The organism is Aliiglaciecola sp. NS0011-25 (genome assembly GCF_040370605.1).
Taxonomy (GTDB): domain Bacteria; phylum Pseudomonadota; class Gammaproteobacteria; order Enterobacterales; family Alteromonadaceae; genus Aliiglaciecola; species Aliiglaciecola lipolytica_A.
Genome location: NZ_BAABWR010000004.1, coordinates 228,646 through 246,262 on the forward strand (window position 1 = coordinate 228,646; position 17,617 = coordinate 246,262).

At 41.5% G+C, this 17,617-nt stretch carries 12 protein-coding genes, 4 tRNA genes and 1 pseudogene; 12 read left to right on the top strand and 5 right to left on the bottom strand.

Annotated elements, in window-relative coordinates:
• Positions 1-53 precede the first annotated feature (53 nt).
• Complete coding sequence (locus ABWV72_RS05425) at positions 54-2,570, bottom strand: ABC transporter permease (protein ID WP_216048460.1); 2,517 nt, start codon at positions 2,568-2,570, stop codon at positions 54-56.
• Positions 2,571-2,572: 2 nt separating this feature from the next.
• On the bottom strand, positions 2,573-3,277 hold the full coding sequence (locus tag ABWV72_RS05430) for an ABC transporter ATP-binding protein (protein ID WP_342808284.1): 705 nt from the start codon (positions 3,275-3,277) through the stop codon (positions 2,573-2,575).
• A 22-nt stretch (positions 3,278-3,299) separates the two neighbouring features.
• On the opposite strand from ABWV72_RS05430, the gene ABWV72_RS05435 reads away from it, so the two are divergent.
• From ABWV72_RS05435 to ABWV72_RS05465, 7 genes are all read left to right on the top strand, one after another.
• Positions 3,300-3,956 (top strand): arylesterase, encoded by a 657-nt coding sequence (locus ABWV72_RS05435; protein ID WP_502902116.1) that lies wholly within the window; start codon positions 3,300-3,302, stop codon positions 3,954-3,956.
• Positions 3,957-4,080: 124 nt separating this feature from the next.
• Positions 4,081-4,260 (top strand): hypothetical protein, encoded by a 180-nt coding sequence (locus ABWV72_RS05440; RefSeq protein ID WP_216048459.1) that lies wholly within the window; start codon positions 4,081-4,083, stop codon positions 4,258-4,260.
• 600 nt (positions 4,261-4,860) lie between these two features.
• A tRNA-Met gene (locus ABWV72_RS05445) sits at positions 4,861-4,937 on the top strand.
• Positions 4,938-4,961: 24 nt separating this feature from the next.
• Positions 4,962-5,046, top strand: a tRNA-Leu gene (locus tag ABWV72_RS05450).
• 7 nt (positions 5,047-5,053) lie between these two features.
• A tRNA-Gln gene (locus ABWV72_RS05455) sits at positions 5,054-5,128 on the top strand.
• Between the two features lie 38 nt (positions 5,129-5,166).
• Positions 5,167-5,241: transfer RNA gene (locus ABWV72_RS05460), tRNA-Gln, on the top strand.
• A 128-nt stretch (positions 5,242-5,369) separates the two neighbouring features.
• Complete coding sequence (locus ABWV72_RS05465) at positions 5,370-6,827, top strand: alanine/glycine:cation symporter family protein (protein ID WP_342804561.1); 1,458 nt, start codon at positions 5,370-5,372, stop codon at positions 6,825-6,827.
• A gap of 28 nt (positions 6,828-6,855) precedes the next feature.
• On the opposite strand, the gene ABWV72_RS05470 is transcribed toward ABWV72_RS05465, so the two are convergent.
• Complete coding sequence (locus ABWV72_RS05470) at positions 6,856-8,016, bottom strand: FAD-dependent oxidoreductase (protein WP_353369193.1); 1,161 nt, start codon at positions 8,014-8,016, stop codon at positions 6,856-6,858.
• A 254-nt stretch (positions 8,017-8,270) separates the two neighbouring features.
• Between ABWV72_RS05470 and miaB the strand changes: the two genes are divergently transcribed.
• The 5 genes and pseudogenes from miaB (at position 8,271) to lnt (ending at position 13,637) form a co-directional block, all read left to right on the top strand.
• The gene (miaB, locus tag ABWV72_RS05475) at positions 8,271-9,707 is read left to right on the top strand and encodes a tRNA (N6-isopentenyl adenosine(37)-C2)-methylthiotransferase MiaB (RefSeq protein ID WP_353369195.1); all 1,437 of its coding nucleotides are present in this window, start codon (positions 8,271-8,273) and stop codon (positions 9,705-9,707) included.
• Between the two features lie 26 nt (positions 9,708-9,733).
• Entirely contained in the window at positions 9,734-10,780 is a 1,047-nt protein-coding gene (locus tag ABWV72_RS05480; protein WP_216048455.1) for a PhoH family protein, read from the top strand.
• Complete coding sequence (gene ybeY, locus ABWV72_RS05485; protein WP_342804563.1) at positions 10,777-11,235, top strand: rRNA maturation RNase YbeY; 459 nt, start codon at positions 10,777-10,779, stop codon at positions 11,233-11,235. Before ABWV72_RS05480 ends, ybeY begins: the two co-directional genes overlap by 4 nt.
• Before the next feature lie 33 nt (positions 11,236-11,268).
• A pseudogene (locus tag ABWV72_RS05490) lies at positions 11,269-12,128 on the top strand (CorC family transporter).
• 12 nt (positions 12,129-12,140) lie between these two features.
• Positions 12,141-13,637, top strand: coding sequence for an apolipoprotein N-acyltransferase (lnt, locus tag ABWV72_RS05495; protein WP_353369216.1), 1,497 nt, complete (start codon positions 12,141-12,143; stop codon positions 13,635-13,637).
• 169 nt (positions 13,638-13,806) lie between these two features.
• On the opposite strand, the gene greA is transcribed toward lnt, so the two are convergent.
• Together greA and carB are read right to left on the bottom strand one after the other, a co-directional pair.
• On the bottom strand, positions 13,807-14,283 hold the full coding sequence (gene greA, locus ABWV72_RS05500; RefSeq protein WP_216048452.1) for a transcription elongation factor GreA: 477 nt from the start codon (positions 14,281-14,283) through the stop codon (positions 13,807-13,809).
• Between the two features lie 108 nt (positions 14,284-14,391).
• Positions 14,392-17,616, bottom strand: coding sequence for a carbamoyl-phosphate synthase large subunit (gene carB, locus ABWV72_RS05505; RefSeq protein WP_216048451.1), 3,225 nt, complete (start codon positions 17,614-17,616; stop codon positions 14,392-14,394).
• Position 17,617 lies beyond the last annotated feature (1 nt).

Genomic DNA, 17,617 nt, shown 5'->3' on the forward strand with positions numbered 1-17,617 from the left:
AGAAAAAGGGCGAATCGCCCTTTTTAATGATTATTTTGAATAGCTTTAATTGTCTACACCATTTTCCGCAATAACTGACTGGTATTTAAGGTTAATAACCTCCAGCATCCTGCAGCACCTAACAAGCCTACAGTGGCCGCACCAACAACTGGAGCAATAATCCAATATTCGAAATGTAGTTTTCCCTGCATTTCAAAAATTTGTGACTGCAATAAATATAAGGTGAGTTCATTGGCAAAGGCTGCCATCAACCCCGCCACTGCACCAATAATTAAAAACTCATAAATAACACTGGCGCGGATCAAGCTGCCTTTGGCCCCTAGCGTACGTAAAATGGCCAACTCTTGCTGGCGCTCATCCATGCTCGCCTGAACTTGCGCAATTAACACCAAAGAACCGGCAATCAACACTAACACTAGAATAAACTCAACCGCCACAGAGACTTGATCAACAATGGCTCTTAATTGATTAATTCTTGCGTCTACATCAAATAAGGTGACACTGGAAAATGGCTGCATTAGCTGCGCTATTTTCGATTTTTGCTCTGTTGGAACATGAAAGCTAGTGATGTAAGTGGGTAGAAATGCCTGCATGGCTTCAGGCTGCAATACAAAAAAGAAATTGGGTTGCATGGTCTGCCAATTGACACTGCGAAGACTGGTCACTTTCACGCTAATCACTTCACTACCAATATTAAATGTTAGTTTGTCATCTAACTTAATATTTAATCTTGACGCTAACCTCTGCTCAACAGATACCCCATATTCATCTCCGGTTTGCCATTCGTCTAACCACTTTCCAGCAACAATTTTGTTTTCATTTTGGAGTTGATTACTCCAAGTTAAATTAGCCTCTCGCCCTAGTCCGTTGCGGCCACTATCTTGTTTATCTTCATCTTCTTTAGTGATCTCCGTTCGTATTTTTTCGTCGTTAATCGACACAAACCTAGCCCTAACAACCGGATAAAACACATCGGTTTTAACACCTAACTGTTCGAAATGTTGATTTAATGCAGGACGTTGCTGCTCAGTAATATTTGACATGAAATAGTTAGGAGTGCCTTGCGGTAGCTGGTCGCGCCACTGCGAGACCATGTCGTTACGCATAACCAAAACCACAAGTAACAACATAATAGTGACCGAAAAACTAATCAGCTGCACACTGTTATCCATAGCCCGTCTTTTGATTCTCGCCCAAGCTAACTGCCACGCCCCCATTTTACCTTGACCTAACTTTCTGCCAACCGCGATCAAACCATAAGTGATGGCCAACAACGCACAGACTAAAACGATACCGGAAACAAACAGGATTAAGCTAATTTGCAAGTTTTGGCTATAGGCCCACATCAATATCAATATGGCTGAACCCGTGGCCGCAAACTGCAGAACTCTGGAACTCATCCCAGCACCTAAATCACGTCTGAGTACACGCAAAGGCGGAACCGAGAACAATTTTAACAAGGGATAAAGTGAAAACAAAACCGCACAAATCATTCCGGTAAAAACAGCAATGACCAAAGGACGCCAATGCCATACATCGATGGAAACACTGACTTTATCGGCAATCGCCAAAATGACTAATTGTTGAATGATAAAACCGACGACCGTCCCCACTAAGATACCCAACAAGGTGATAAAAGATATTTGATATAAATAAACCCGTTGTACTAATTGTTTACTCGCACCCAGGGTTTTCATGATCGCAACGGGATCATAATGACGTTGGCTATAACGTTGAGCAGCAACGGCAATAGACACTGCCGCCAATACAATTGCTAACAAACTGGCAAGTAAAAAGTATTGCTCAGCTCTGCCTACAGAACGCCCAAGTTGCGAGTCGTCATCTTCTACCGATTGCCAAGAGTGAATTTCTCGATTTAATTGAGGTCGCAGCCAATCATAATAATCATCTAAGTCACCGCTATCCCCTACGAAAAAGTAGGTGTAATCAATTCGACTACCTGGGCCAGTAATATGAGTTGCAGCCAAATCGTTAAGGCTTATCAATACCTTCGGATTACCACCAAACACACTAAACCCAGAATCCGGCACATCCGTAATGACTCGGGTTAAAGTGAACTCCTTATCTCCCACCTCAATTTTATCACCAAGCTTTAAACCGAGTTTCTGTAACAACAGTGACTCCGCCCAAGCTTCCCCAGAAGCCGGTAAATTTTTAGTCACCTGACCCAAACCAAAAGGCTCTGTTGAGGTTTTTAACTCACCTTTTAAGGGATAACCGTCATCTGCAGCGCGTAAGCTGGTTAAAGTCATTTGCTCGTTACCAAATACCATGGAGCGGGCATACACTTGCTGGGTGGTTTGCAAGCCTAATTCTTTTGCTTTTGCAATCCAGTTAGGATCAACGGGTTTATCTGACTCTAACAGCCTGTCAGCGGCAATAAACTCGGCAGATTTAGCCGTCAGAGCACCTTGAAGTCGTTCACTGAATAATGAGAGTGACAAAACCGCTGCCACAGACAAAACAATCGCAAACAAAATAATCGTAAGTTCGCCACGTTTAGCTTCGTGCTTGAATAAACGCCAAGCCAAATTAAAACCATATTTCATGTTTAACTAGCCTGCTGTTGTTGGTCTGATTGTGAATCGGATGAGGTAACCTCAGTTAACACACCCGCTTGCATACTCAACTGACGCTGACACTGTTTCGCCAATACGGGATCATGGGTAACAAGCACTAAAGTAGTATCTGAGTCTCTATTTAACTCGAACAACAAAGACTCTACTTTTTCACTATTAGCGGCATCCAAATTACCGGTTGGTTCATCCGCAAATAAAATTTTAGGCTTAGTGATAAAGGCACGTGCTATCGCTACACGTTGTTGCTCACCGCCTGACAATTGATTGGGATAGTGATTGCCACGATGTCCCAAGCCGACCTGTTCAAGAATTTGTTGACCAAGCTGTTTGGCATTATCTAAACCCGCTATTTCAGCCGGAAGCATAATATTTTCCAATGCGGTTAAGCTTTGCACCAACATAAAACTTTGAAATATAAATCCAACTTTTTCGCCCCGTAGCCTAGCACGCTGTTCTTCATCCATAGAATGCAAAGGCGCACCAGCCAAGAAGATCTCACCTTCGGTTACCTGATCCAGACCCGCTAACAAACTCAGCAGTGTAGACTTACCGGAACCCGACGCACCAATAATGGCAACCGACTCACCAGCCTTGACTTTAAAACTAATTGGTTGAAGGATCTGAAGTTCACCTTCGCTCGTACTTACTACTTTGGTGATTTGTTTAGTTTCTATCATTACATTTGGAGTTGTTGTCATAGTGCACTTATGGTTTAAAAGAGACAGAAATCGTCTGTTTATTGTTGGGTTAATAGTTATACTTTTACTGAGTATTTCAGATCACTTGCAAGCTCAACAAGCTGACGATCCACAATCGGTAAAAATACTGATTCTAGGAGATAGCTTAAGCGCTGCTTATGGGCTAACGCAAGAACAAGGTTGGGTTAGTTTGTTACAAAATGCATGGCAAAACCAAGGCATAAACGTTGTAAACGCCGCAATAAGCGGTGAAACGACAGACGGTGCTTTAGCTCGGCTTCCCAGATTACTCGATCAACACTCCCCTACCCATTTATACATTGAATTGGGTGGTAATGACGGATTGCAAGGTCACCCAGTGAAAAAAATGCAGGCCAACATTCAACAGATGATTGATATTGCTCAACAGCAAGGGCTTTCGGTAATTTTACAGCAAATGCAGATACCCACTAATTACGGTCGCAGATATAACCAAATGTTCACCGGCATGTTCACTGAGCTATCCGTTGAAAATGAGATTCCTTTAATCCCGTTCTTTTTACAGGAAATTGCCTTAGACAAATCACTAATGCAAAAAGATGGCATCCACCCTAATTTGCAAGCGCAACCGATGATCGCGAATTTTATGCAACAACAATTAGAACAATGGATTGACTAAATGTAAGCATATTAGCTTGTTATAGGCGCTGTGCGATTGACAGAGTTGTTTATTTCACAATAGTGCATGCTGTTATTTTTTGTACTATATTTACCAATAGTTATCAGCAACGAGGATTATTAAAATGGAAGTAGGTTCTTCATCTAGCAGTTCAGCTGCCCAAGCAGCTCCGCAGCAACAAGCTCGTCAGGTTGAAACTCAACAACGTCAAGCCGAGCTTGAATCACCGTCTCAATCATCTTCGACTCAAAACAGTCCTACACCTGACTCACGTGTAGGTTCAGTTATTAATACCCAAGCTTAATCGGTATTAACATAGCTAGTTTCGTCTAAACAGGCGATCAATTTTAAAAAACCGAGCCATTAGTGCTCGGTTTTTTTATCGCTGTACACAATATACAAAAAGCAACTTCTCTATCGGTCTTTTCAATTGATAACTATTTTTAGTCTGCCATTCTTTATATAGGAGTTTTATGACAAGACGATATTCTTAATCGATAACACTTCATTTGGTTTATATACCTAGCTGTTAATTGGTTGTCAGGCAAAGGGCAATTATCATTTGTTCACCTAATGACCGTTGCATCTGCCAAATCACAGCTAAAATGCGTATAGCAGTGCGACAAATGACTGCTAAAACATGCAATCAATCTAAAAATAACGTTTTTTATGTTTTTATTTTCAATTTAATGCAAAGTTTCTATCCTTCAAAAATCGAATTAAACAGTACTAATTTAAAAAAGATTCAATACATTTGTACAAATAAGTGTCATGTTGTAGATTTTTTAACTGGCTTTGCTTAGATATCGAGCAATCAAACAATTCTGTTAAAAAAAGGGTTGACGACCTTATGCCTTATCAGCATAATACGCGCCACTCCAAAGCGGAGTACCCAAAGATAGATGGCTACGTAGCTCAGCTGGTTAGAGCACATCACTCATAATGATGGGGTCGCAGGTTCGAGTCCCGCCGTAGCCACCAAGTCTTGTTTTAGAACAAGCATGTGCGGAAGTGGTGGAATTGGTAGACACGCTGGATTTAGGTTCCAGTGCTTCACGGCGTGAGAGTTCAAGTCTCTCCTTCCGCACCATCTTTGTTGGGGTATAGCCAAGCGGTAAGGCAGCGGGTTTTGATCCCGCCATTCGTTGGTTCAAATCCAGCTACCCCAGCCATCTTTTGCGTAGCAAGTGCATTTGCACTTGCTGCCATTTGGGGTATAGCCAAGCGGTAAGGCAGCGGGTTTTGATCCCGCCATTCGTTGGTTCAAATCCAGCTACCCCAGCCATATTTAAGCCCAAGATTTTGTCTTGGGCTTTTTTATTTGTTGTCAAATGATAGCCCTCCTTCTCTTTACATAAGAACTAGATCACTTCAAACTGCAGCTATAAAAATTATAAATGGGCAAGGATTCGAGTGATAAACGACATTGTAAGTTTCATAAACGATCTATTATGGAACAGAGGGTTAAGTGTTTTATGGGAAACCGAAGGGGAGCAATCTAATTTTTACTTTCCTATACTTGCAGTCATGTTGGTATTTGCTGGAGTATGGTTCACTGTCAGGTTAGGTTTTTTACAATTCCGACATTTCGGGCACATGTTTAGCATCATGAAAAACAGTACCCAAAGTGATGCCTCAGGAATTAGTTCATTTCAAGCATTGTGTACCAGCCTATCCGCTCGAGTAGGCACCGGAAATTTGGCTGGCGTCGCGGTTGCCATTTCACTCGGTGGCTCAGGTTCGATTTTCTGGATGTGGATGATTGCCTTGCTTGGTATGGCAACAGGCTTCGCAGAAAGCGTTTTGGGCCAACTTTATAAAGTCCGAGATATAAATGGTGAATTCCGAGGCGGTCCCGCCTACTACATTCAACAAGGTCTCAATAAACGCTGGTTAGCGGTGCTATTTTCATTATTTCTGTTTTTGGGATATGGATTTATTTTTAGCGCCGTACAAGCAAACACTATTACTGACGCTTTAAATCACGCCTATGAAATTCCGACCCATTATTCAGGTCTAGTGATTATCCTAATGGCCGGTATGATAGTCGTTGGCGGCCTTCGCGCTATTGCCAGATTCGCCGAATGGATAGTGCCTTTTATGGCCATTACATATGTTTTGGTAACCTTGGGAATTGCCATCGCTAATTACGAACTTGTCCCTGCTATGCTTTCAGACATAATTTCATCAGCCTTCGGTTTACACGAAGCTGCGGCTGGGGCCTTAGGTGCAGCAATAAAGAATGGTATACAACGAGGGCTTTATTCGAACGAAGCCGGATCTGGAAGTGTACCCCATGCAGCAGCTGGAGCATCACCGAATCCTAACCACCCTGTTTCACAGGGTTATGTACAAATGCTCGGTGTCTTTATAGATACAATGATCTTATGTACTTGCACAGCCATTGTCATATTGTTAGCAGGTGGTTCAAGTAGTGAGCAGATGGAAGGTATACGTTTAACCCAAGATGCGATGGGCAGTCACTTAGGTGAATTTGGCGGTGATTTTGTTGCGGCAGCCATTAGTTTATTCGCATTTACGTCTGTTGTTGCCAATTATGCGTATGGAGAAAGTAATCTCCACATGTTTAAATTAGACAATAAAGTCGGACGCTGGGTATACACGGGCGGTTATCTTTTGATGATTTTTTGGGGTTCAATGGCCTCATTACCAAAAGTCTGGGCAATGGCCGATATGGCGTTAGGCTTGATGACATTTATTAATATTATCGCCATAGTGTTAATGACTCCTACGATAGTTTCAATCAGCCAGGATTACTTTGAAAAACGTAAGAAAGGTCAAAAACCAGAATACTTAAATGGTGACTGTGAGATCCAAGGCGAAACTGAAAAAGGAATCTGGGGGAAATAACCCCCTTCCCTACAGGATTGGCGCTGGTTTAGGTCAATCCTAATGCTACCTTCATAACTTGTTTTTTAATTGGTCCGGCATTGTCAGCCAAACTCAAACCAAGGTTTCTGAGTAGTTTCAAAGGCAAGTTATCATTGCTAAATGCCGCGTAAATTGCATCCATAGTCGACATCATTAATAAATTCGATGATTTTCGTTTATTTTCATATTGTTTTAATAATGGCTGCACTGAGGTTGCTTGTTTATCCCAGTTACTCAAACATTCTAAAAGTGCAGACACATCACGAAAACCTAAATTCACGCCTTGTCCTGCTAATGGATTAATGGTGTGCGCTGCGTCGCCGATTAATACTGAATTACCTTTGCAATATTGATTTGCATGCATCCGTGTTAATGGAAAACTAGCGCTTTGAAGTATCTCAAAATCGCCAAGTTTTTTAGGAAAATTCGCCATAATTTGGGTTTTCAAATTACTTAGATTCAGACGTTTTAACTCTGCAATTTTATCCGCTGAGTCATACCAAACCAATGAAGCAAAACCATCATACAACGGTAGGAATGCCAAAGGGCCTGAGGGTTTAAATTTCTGCCAGGTTATATCTTGCTGTTTAGCGTCCGCCAATTTGATGTTGATGCCCATCGCATGTTGCTTATACTGCCAGCCTTGTTGACCAATATTCAAGCTACTTCTCACCTGCGAATTTGCCCCATCCGCCCCGACTAAAATAGTACATTGGTAAGATGAATTATCAGCGGTATTAATGATATTGGGTACACCGTTTTGAATTTCTTTAATCGTTGCCCCACTTACCAAGGTAATATTTGGCAAGGAATGAATACGATTTAGCAATGCCAACTGAATTAATCTATTCTCAATAATGAAACCCAGTTGCTGCTGATTTATTTCATTACAATCAAATTGCGTCGCGCCCTTGTCGCTTTCCCACACTAACATTTTTTTAAATGGGCAAAAGCGCATGGATTGAACATCTCGCCAAGCTCCCAAAGAATTCAATAATGAATAAGCATTAATGTTAATGGCGGATACTCGCATATCTGGCGGCTGTTCAGGAGAGTACGCTTCGGGTAATTTCGCTTCAAATATAACAACATCGAGCCCCTGCTGAGCAAGTCCTACAGCAGTTGCAGCACCCACCATTCCTCCACCAACAATACCTACATCAAACATATTTTTTAATCACGCTGAATTACTTTTGATGGCTATATCATACTGAAATAAATCCAGTTTAATCAGTAAAAAATTAAATAAATTAGGGGACATGATCGCGCCGCAGTTAAATAACAGATGAAAGCTAGATCCAATCAACAAATAACGTTAAAATAAGCGGTTCGGTTTAGCCAGTTTGTAACAAATTTGTCTAGCATAGTCAGTCGATGGTGGCGTCTAAATGGCATATAAAAATTAGGGTTTAAAAACGCAATATGAGCAAAAAGTTATACATTAAAACGTGGGGCTGTCAAATGAACGAGTATGATTCGGAAAAAATGGCCGATCTACTTGATGCTACTCATGGTTATGAGCTTGCTGACGAAGCAGAAGATGCTGATGTTATCTTGTTGAACACCTGCTCTATTCGCGAAAAAGCCCAAGAAAAAGTATTCCATCAATTGGGGCGCTGGAAAAACTTAAAAAAACACAAGCCTGAATTGATTATCGGTGTGGGTGGTTGTGTTGCCTCACAAGAAGGCACCACGATAAGACAACGAGCACCTTTTGTGGATTTGATTTTTGGCCCGCAAACATTGCATCGATTGCCAGAGATGATCAACCAGATAAAAGGTGGCTCAAAATCAGTTATTGATGTCAGTTTCCCTGAGATTGAAAAATTTGACCGTCTACCGGAACCACGGGCAGATGGTCCAAGCGCATTTGTTTCTATTATGGAAGGATGTTCCAAATACTGCAGTTTTTGCGTTGTACCTTATACACGAGGCGAAGAAGTAAGCCGTCCGGTTGATGATGTGTTACTCGAAGTAGCGCAACTAGCTGAACAAGGTGTTCGCGAGGTAAATCTACTTGGTCAAAATGTAAATGCATTTAGAGGACCTCATTTCGATGAAAGCATTTGCAACTTTGCCGAATTACTTGAATTAATTGCCTCCATCGATGGCATCGATAGAATTCGTTATACAACGTCTCATCCGGTTGAGTTTACTGATGATTTGATTGAAGCCTACGCGTCGATTCCAGAATTGGTTGATCACCTGCATCTTCCTGTGCAAAGCGGCGCAGACCGAATTTTAAATTTGATGAAACGTGGCCATACAGCTATCGAATTTAAATCAAAAATTCGTCGACTTAAAAAAATTCGCCCTAATCTTTGTATGTCCTCAGACTTTATTATTGGTTTCCCCGGAGAAACAGATGAAGACTTTCAAGCGACAATGGATTTAATCCAAGCAATAGATTTTGATATGAGTTTTAGTTTCATCTATAGCGCACGACCAGGTACGCCTGCGGCCGACTTGCCAGATGACGTCAGCGAAGAAACCAAAAAACAACGTCTGCAAATTTTACAAAGTAGAATTAATCAACAGGCCTTGCGAATAGCCAGAAATATGCTTCACACGGAACAACGTATATTAGTTGAAGGCCCATCGAAAAAGAATCCAATGGAGTTGTCTGGCCGTACTGAAAATAATCGTGTTGTAAACTTCGAAGGTACACCTGACATGATTGGTGAATTCATCGATGTCAAAATTACTGACGTGTTCGCGAACTCATTGCGAGGAGACGTTGTCAGACGTGAAAAAGATATGGGCTTGAGAGTCAGTGTTGCACCTAAATCTATCTTGTCAAAACAGACAATTCAAGAAGATGCATTAGGTGTACAGAAATTTTCGCCAACATCACATTAAACTAGTCAAAAAGGTAAAATTCAATTTTGAGTACTATTGTCAGCAGCGAAGTGTTTTTAGAACCAGCCGATCACAAACGTCTATCAAGTTTGTGCGGACCATTAGATGACAACATAAAGCAAATAGAACGCCGTTTAGGGGTTGAAATCACATATCGCAATAATGAATTTAAAGTGATAGGCGATCCTTTACAAAGTAACGGTGCGGCCGAATTACTTAAATTGCTTTATATCGAAACTCAACCTATTAAAGGTAAGATTCCAATGTTGGAATCTGATCAGGTTCACTTAGCCATTCAAGAAGCAAAATGCCTTGAAAGAGCGGAAGCGGGACATTACGGCAAAGAAGTACATATTAAAACTCGTAGGGGCGTGATCAAACCAAGAAACCCCAATCAGAGCCAATATGTGTCTAATATATTAAACCATGACATCAGTTTCGGTGTGGGCCCAGCTGGTACAGGTAAAACCTATTTAGCGGTTGCTTGTGCTGTTGATGCATTGGAACGCCAAGAAATCCGCCGAATCCTGCTAACTCGACCAGCAGTTGAAGCGGGTGAAAAACTCGGGTTTTTACCCGGTGATCTATCTCAAAAAGTTGATCCTTATCTTCGCCCTCTGTATGACGCCCTTTTCGAAATGTTAGGATTTGAAAAAGTTGAAAAACTTATCGAACGTAATGTTATCGAAGTAGCGCCTTTAGCTTACATGCGTGGCCGAACATTAAATGACGCTTTTATCATCTTAGATGAAAGTCAAAACACCACTGTAGAACAAATGAAAATGTTCTTAACTCGTATTGGTTTCAATTCACGTGCGGTGATTACCGGTGACATTACGCAAATAGACTTACCAAGAGGGGTACGCTCTGGATTGCGTCACACCATAGACGTATTAAAGGACGTTCAAGATATTTCCTTTAACTTTTTCACTGCTAACGATGTAGTTCGGCATCCCGTGGTCGCGCGAATCGTTCGAGCATATGAAGAATTTGAGTCTGCTCAAGAAAAAGCTAAATTGCAAAAACAAGCAGAGCAAAGCGCTAAAGGTGAAAATGAGAAGCCGATTAAGTGAATATTGACCTAGATATCCAAATTGCTTGCGAAAATAACAACCTCCCAACAGCTCAACAATTCGAGCAGTGGGTTAAATTCGCGTTAGCCGATCAACAAATCGATGAAACAGAGTTAACGATTAGAATCGTGACACCTGAAGAAAGCCAAAATTTAAACGCGACATACCGTGAAAAAGACAAACCCACCAATATATTATCCTTTCCGTTTGAGGCCCCGGCTGAAATAGAACTTAATTTATTAGGCGATTTAGTCGTTTGCGCAGACATAGTTGAAAAAGAAGCTGAGCAACAAAATAAACTATTATCCGATCACTGGGCACATATGATTGTCCATGGAAGCCTCCATTTACTTGGGTTTGACCATGTAGATGATCAGGATGCAGAAATAATGGAAAGTCTAGAAGTGCAAATTTTAACAAAATTAGGCATTGACGACCCCTATCAAGATCATTAAATATAGTGATCCAAGGAACCTAAAAAAGATATTATGAGCGAAGACAACCCCCACTCTACTAGCGGTTCTACGAATAAAAGCTGGCTAGATAAACTAGTACAAACTTTTAACGCAGAACCGAAAAGTAAAGAAGCATTGGTTGATATTATATCCGATGCAGAGCAACGAGAAGTAATTGACCCGCAGACCAGAGAGATGATTGAAGGTGTGATGGGCGTCAATGAAATGCGTGTAAGGGACATCATGATCCCTAGAGCGCAAATGATGACCATTAATGTTGACGAGTCAGTAGAAGAATTTCTACCGGTGATGCTGGAGTCTGCTCACTCTCGATTCCCAGTAATCAACGAAGACAAAGATCACATTGAAGGAATTCTTTAGCCAAAGACCTACTTGCTTATGCATTCATCCCTGGAAAGGAATTTCACCTAAAAGACGTATTACGACCAGCTGTTATTGTACCTGAAAGTAAACGTGTTGACGTTTTGCTCAAAGAGTTCAGGCAGCAACGTTATCATATGGCGATAGTGGTAGATGAATACGGTGGCGTGTCAGGTCTTGTTACGATAGAAGATATTCTAGAGTTGATTGTAGGCGAGATAGAAGACGAACATGATATCGAAGAAAATGATTCTGACGATATTCGTCCTCTAAATACTTACACATACTCTGTTAAAGCACTCACACCAATCGAAGATTTCAATCAATTCTTTGAAACCCACTATGATGTTGAACAAGCCGATACCATTGGTGGCATAGTTTTGAAAGCATTTGGGCATATGCCAATGACGGATGACGAGATTGAAATTGAAGGTCTGATATTTAAAATTACTAATTCAGATAAACGTCGATTGTTACAACTGAAAGTGACCTTACCCAACAAAGAAGACTAAGTGTTAAAAACCATGCTGCATTATATTGGTGTTATTTTATTGGGTGCGTTAATGACGTTCAGTTATGCACCTTTTTCGCTTTGGTTTTTAACGCCCATTTTATTAACTGGGTTCTTTTATCGTTTATTAGTCAGTAAATCGGGATTTAAAACCGGCTTTGCATTTGGTTTAGGTTGGTTTGGTGCCGGTATTTCGTGGGTTCACGTAAGTATTGCAGACTTTGGTGGACTCCCCTTGATTGGCTCAGTAGGGCTTATGGTTCTGCTCTGCAGTTTTTTAGCCTTGTATCCGGGATTGTTCGCGTTTGTGCTCAAACGATATTGCAAACTGCGTTACTGGCCATTGTTGGCACCTTTTATTTGGTTTATAAGCGAATTTATTCGAAGTTGGTTATTTACTGGATTTCCTTGGTTATCTATTGGTTACAGTCAACTTCTTGGTCCCCTTTCCGGCTGGATACCGGTTGTCGGTGAGACGGGACTGAGTGTTATTTTAATCGCTTTAGCAGTCTCATGCGCATTAAGTATAAAACAAAAGGTTTATATTCCTACCATTGCCTTAGCTTCAATCATATTTATAGGCGGATGGGCATTAAACTCTGTTAATTGGGTGACGCCCAAGGCAAGCACAGTCTCCATTGCAATGGTGCAAGGCAATATAAAACAAGAAATGCGCTGGGCTCCAGAAGAAGAAGCTCCGACCATGGAAAAATACCGCAAATTGACCGAAGGTCATTGGCAGAATCAACTCATTATTTGGCCTGAAGCGGCTATTCCCCAATTAGAATCAACTGCGGAATCCTTTTTGCGTCAATTAGATAGCCAAGCAACCGAGCAGGATACAGGGTTAATCACCGGTATAGTCAACTACGATTATGACTCACGACAAGCGTTTAATAACCTCATTGCCATAGGTAAAAAGCTGCCTGAGGATACGCAGGGACAATATCATTATTTGCACTCAAACAGATACGATAAGCATCATTTGCTGCCATTTGGCGAATTTATTCCGTTTGAAAGTTGGCTAAGACAACTTGCACCGATTTTTGATTTACCGATGTCATCCTTTACCAGAGGTGATTATTTGCAATCGAATCTGGTCTCAAATGGCATCAATTTGGCTCCTGCGATTTGTTTTGAGATTGCATTTCCTAGGCAAATCGCTGCAAATTTAACAACTGAAACCGATTTCATCATCACTGTGAGTAATGATGCTTGGTTTGGTCATTCCCATGGTCCCGATCAGCACCTTGAAATTGCCCAAGTCAGAGCAAAAGAGTTTGGCATTCCAGTTTTACGGGCAACGAACAATGGTATTACTGCCTTCATCGGTTACGACGGAACAATAATTAGTCGACTTCCGCAATTTAAGGCAGGTGTATTATCGGCTGAAATAGCCAGTACAACAGGCTTTACACCCTACAGAAAGTGGCAAGACTTGCCGCTATGGATTTTGAGCTTGATCGCTTTAGGATGGGCTTGGAGAGACTACACTAAACGCAAAGATTGATAGTATTTTACTTGATAACGTTTTAATTGATAGCGTTTTAAAATTTGAGGTTTTGCTAACTAAGCAAGGCGCGTTGGCTGGTAGTGTAGAAGCAAAAACCAGCCGCAGCACTGAATATTCAATTTAAATCAAACTTTAGCTTAAATTGCCGCCGCCTGAGAATTCAAACTTAAATATATTCGACCTGACACACTTCATATTCTACAGTGCCTGCAGGAGTTTGAATTGTAACAATGTCGTCTTCTTCTTTACCTATCAAACCACGGGCGATAGGTGAATTCACAGAGATTAGATTATTTTTAATGTCTGCCTCATCATCACCTACGATTTTATAGGTTGTTTCTTCATCAGATTCAACATTGATGATAGTGACTGTTGCCCCAAAAATAACTTTTCCATTGTTTGTTATTTTAGTTACATCAATAATTTGTGCATTAGATAACTTACCTTCGATATCCTGAATGCGGCCTTCACAAAAACTCTGTTGTTCGCGGGCTGCATGATATTCGGCATTTTCTTTTAAATCACCATGCTCCCTAGCTTCCGCTATGGATTGAATGATTTGTGGACGCTTAACAGATTTAAGTTCATTAAGCTCTGCGCGCAACATTTCTGCGCCTTTTGCTGTCATTGGATATTGATTCATTGATCAACGCTCACTTATATGTGCTTTTGTTTATGTTGAGGTTAATTAAAAAGTGCGCAGTGAATGCGCACTTTTATTACTAGAAATTTTGCTTAGTTTACCACAAGTTTAGCGTTCGTTAACTCTCTGGTGTAAAGATTGGACCGAGTTTACTTTCGCGCGATCATCTGCAGTTTGGGCATTTACTGTCGCAAATGCTGCATTCAAAGTTGTGGTATAGGTGATTTTATTGAGCAATGCTTCACGACGAATATAAACGGAATCATTTATCGCTTTGCGTCCCTCAGTAGTATTCACAATATAACAATATTCACCATTTTTAATGGCGTCAACAATGTTTGGACGACCTTCTGTAAGTTTATTAACCACACTACAGGCAATTCCAACATCGTTTAACTCTTTTGCAGTACCCGAGGTAGCCTCTAAACTGAAGCCTTTCTCAATCATTTTACGGGCAAGTTCAACAACGCGTTTTTTGTCATTGTGACGAACTGAAATCAGCGCTTTACCTTTCTGCGGAATGGGCGCACCAGCGCCTAAGTTAGCTTTGGCGTAGGCTTCTTCAAAGGTATCCCCTACTCCCATCACTTCACCTGTTGAACGCATTTCTGGGCCCAACAAAGGATCAACACCTTGAAACTTAGCAAACGGCAGAACAACTTCTTTGACAGAATAAAACGGCGGGATAATTTCCTCCGTTACCCCTTGTGAAGGAAGTGATTGACCAACCATTGCACGAGCGCCTATTTTTGCAAGCGCCATTCCTGTTGCTTTAGATACAAACGGAACAGTACGAGCAGCGCGCGGGTTTACTTCAATTAAGTACACTTCGCCATTTTTCACGGCAAATTGTGTATTCATCAAACCCACAACACCTAGTTCTAGGGCCATATCTTTAACTTGCTTACGCATTACGTCTTGGATTTCTTGACTCAATGAGTATGGCGGTAAGGAACAGGCAGAATCACCAGAGTGAACTCCAGCTTGTTCTATATGCTCCATAATTCCGCCGATTACCACGTTTTCACCATCACACATGGCGTCGATATCAACTTCAATGGCATCATCAAGGAAACGGTCAAGTAACACTGGAGAGTCATTTGAAACTTTCACAGCTTCATTCAAGTATCGTTTTAAATCTTTTAAGTCGTAAACAATTTCCATTGCACGACCACCTAGAACATAAGACGGACGAACAACTAATGGAAAACCAATTTTTTCAGCTTCAACCAACGCCTGCTCCATGTTGCTAACGGTGCTATTTGCGGGTTGTTTTAGGTTTAATTTATTGACCATATGTTGGAAGCGTTCACGATCTTCAGCTCTATCGATAGCATCAGGAGATGTACCAATAATTGGCACGCCGGCAGCTTCTAACTCGCGAGCGAGTTTCAATGGTGTTTGGCCACCATACTGCACTATGACGCCCTTAGGCTTTTCGATACGCACAATTTCGAGCACATCTTCTAAGGTAACGGATTCAAAGTATAACCGGTCAGACGTATCATAATCAGTAGAAACCGTTTCTGGGTTACAGTTAACCATGATAGTTTCATAGCCATCTTCACGCATTGCTAGCGCTGCATGAACACAACAGTAGTCAAATTCGATACCTTGACCTATTCGGTTAGGACCGCCGCCCAACACCATAATCTTATCTTTATCCGATGGATTAGCTTCACATTCTTCATCATAAGTTGAATACATGTAAGCTGTACTAGTCGAAAACTCCGCTGCACAGGTATCTACGCGCTTATAAACAGGTGTGATTTCCATCGAGTGTCTAAGTTCACGCACGTCACTTTCGGCGACATTAGTTAACTCAGCCAAACGAGAATCAGCAAACCCTTTGCGTTTTAAGGTGCGCATCAAGTCATAATCGATCCCGGATAGGCCAATTTCAGCCACCTGTTTTTCAAGGTTCACAAGGTCTTCAATCTGAACCAAATACCAACGATCAATGTTGGTCAGTGAGAAAACTTGCTCAACTGACATGCCCATTCTCATTGCATCAGCAATATACCAAATGCGCTCTGCGCCTGGTTCTCTGAGCTCGCGGATAATAATCGCTTCACTTTCCGGATCTTCAATATCGATGATCGGGTTTAAGCCATTAACGCCAACTTCTAGGCCTCGTAACGCTTTTTGCAAAGACTCTTGCTGATTACGGCCAATTGCCATCACTTCACCGACAGATTTCATCTGTGTGGTTAAGCGATCATTAGCACCAGCGAATTTTTCGAAGTTAAAACGAGGGATTTTAGTGACAACATAGTCAATCGCAGGCTCAAACGATGCTGGGGTTAAACCACCAGTAATATCATTTGCCAGTTCATCTAAGGTGTAGCCAACCGCTAATTTAGCCGCAACTTTCGCAATTGGAAAACCTGTGGCCTTCGACGCTAGTGCAGAAGATCTAGACACTCGAGGATTCATTTCTATGATAACCATGCGGCCAGTTTTTGGGTCAACACCAAACTGTACGTTTGAACCGCCGGTTTCAACACCAATCTCACGCAATACTGCCATTGCTGCATTACGCATGATTTGAAATTCTTTATCTGTCAGGGTTTGCGCTGGTGCAACCGTTATTGAATCACCAGTATGAACACCCATTGGATCGAAGTTTTCGATGGTACAAACAATAATACAATTATCGCTTTTATCTCGTACCACTTCCATTTCGTATTCTTTCCAACCAATTAGCGATTCATCAATGAGTAGCTCACTGGTTGGTGAAAGGTCTAACCCGCGGCGACAAATCTCATCAAACTCATCAACGTTATAGGCGATACCGCCACCGGAGCCGCCCATAGTGAACGAAGGTCTGATTATACAAGGAAAACCAATACGACTCAGCACATCATGAGCTTGTTCGATGGTATGTGCGATTTCAGCTCTTGGACAAGCCAAACCAATTGATTTCATCGCCTTATCAAAACGCTCACGGTCTTCTGCTTTATCAATTGCATCGGCTGTCGCGCCAATCATCTCAACAGAGTACTCTTCCAATACACCATGTTTGTTCAAATCAAGGGCGCAGTTAAGTGCCGTTTGACCACCCATAGTAGGTAAAATTGCGTCTGGGCGTTCTTTTTCAATTATGCGTTTTACCACTTCCCAATGGATGGGTTCAATGTAAGTCGCATCAGCCATTTCCGGGTCTGTCATAATGGTAGCAGGATTGGAATTGACTAGAATAACTCTATACCCTTCTTCACGTAGGGCTTTACAGGCTTGAGCTCCTGAATAATCAAATTCGCATGCCTGGCCAATTACAATTGGACCCGCGCCCAGAATCAGAATGCTTTTTAAATCAGTACGTTTTGGCATA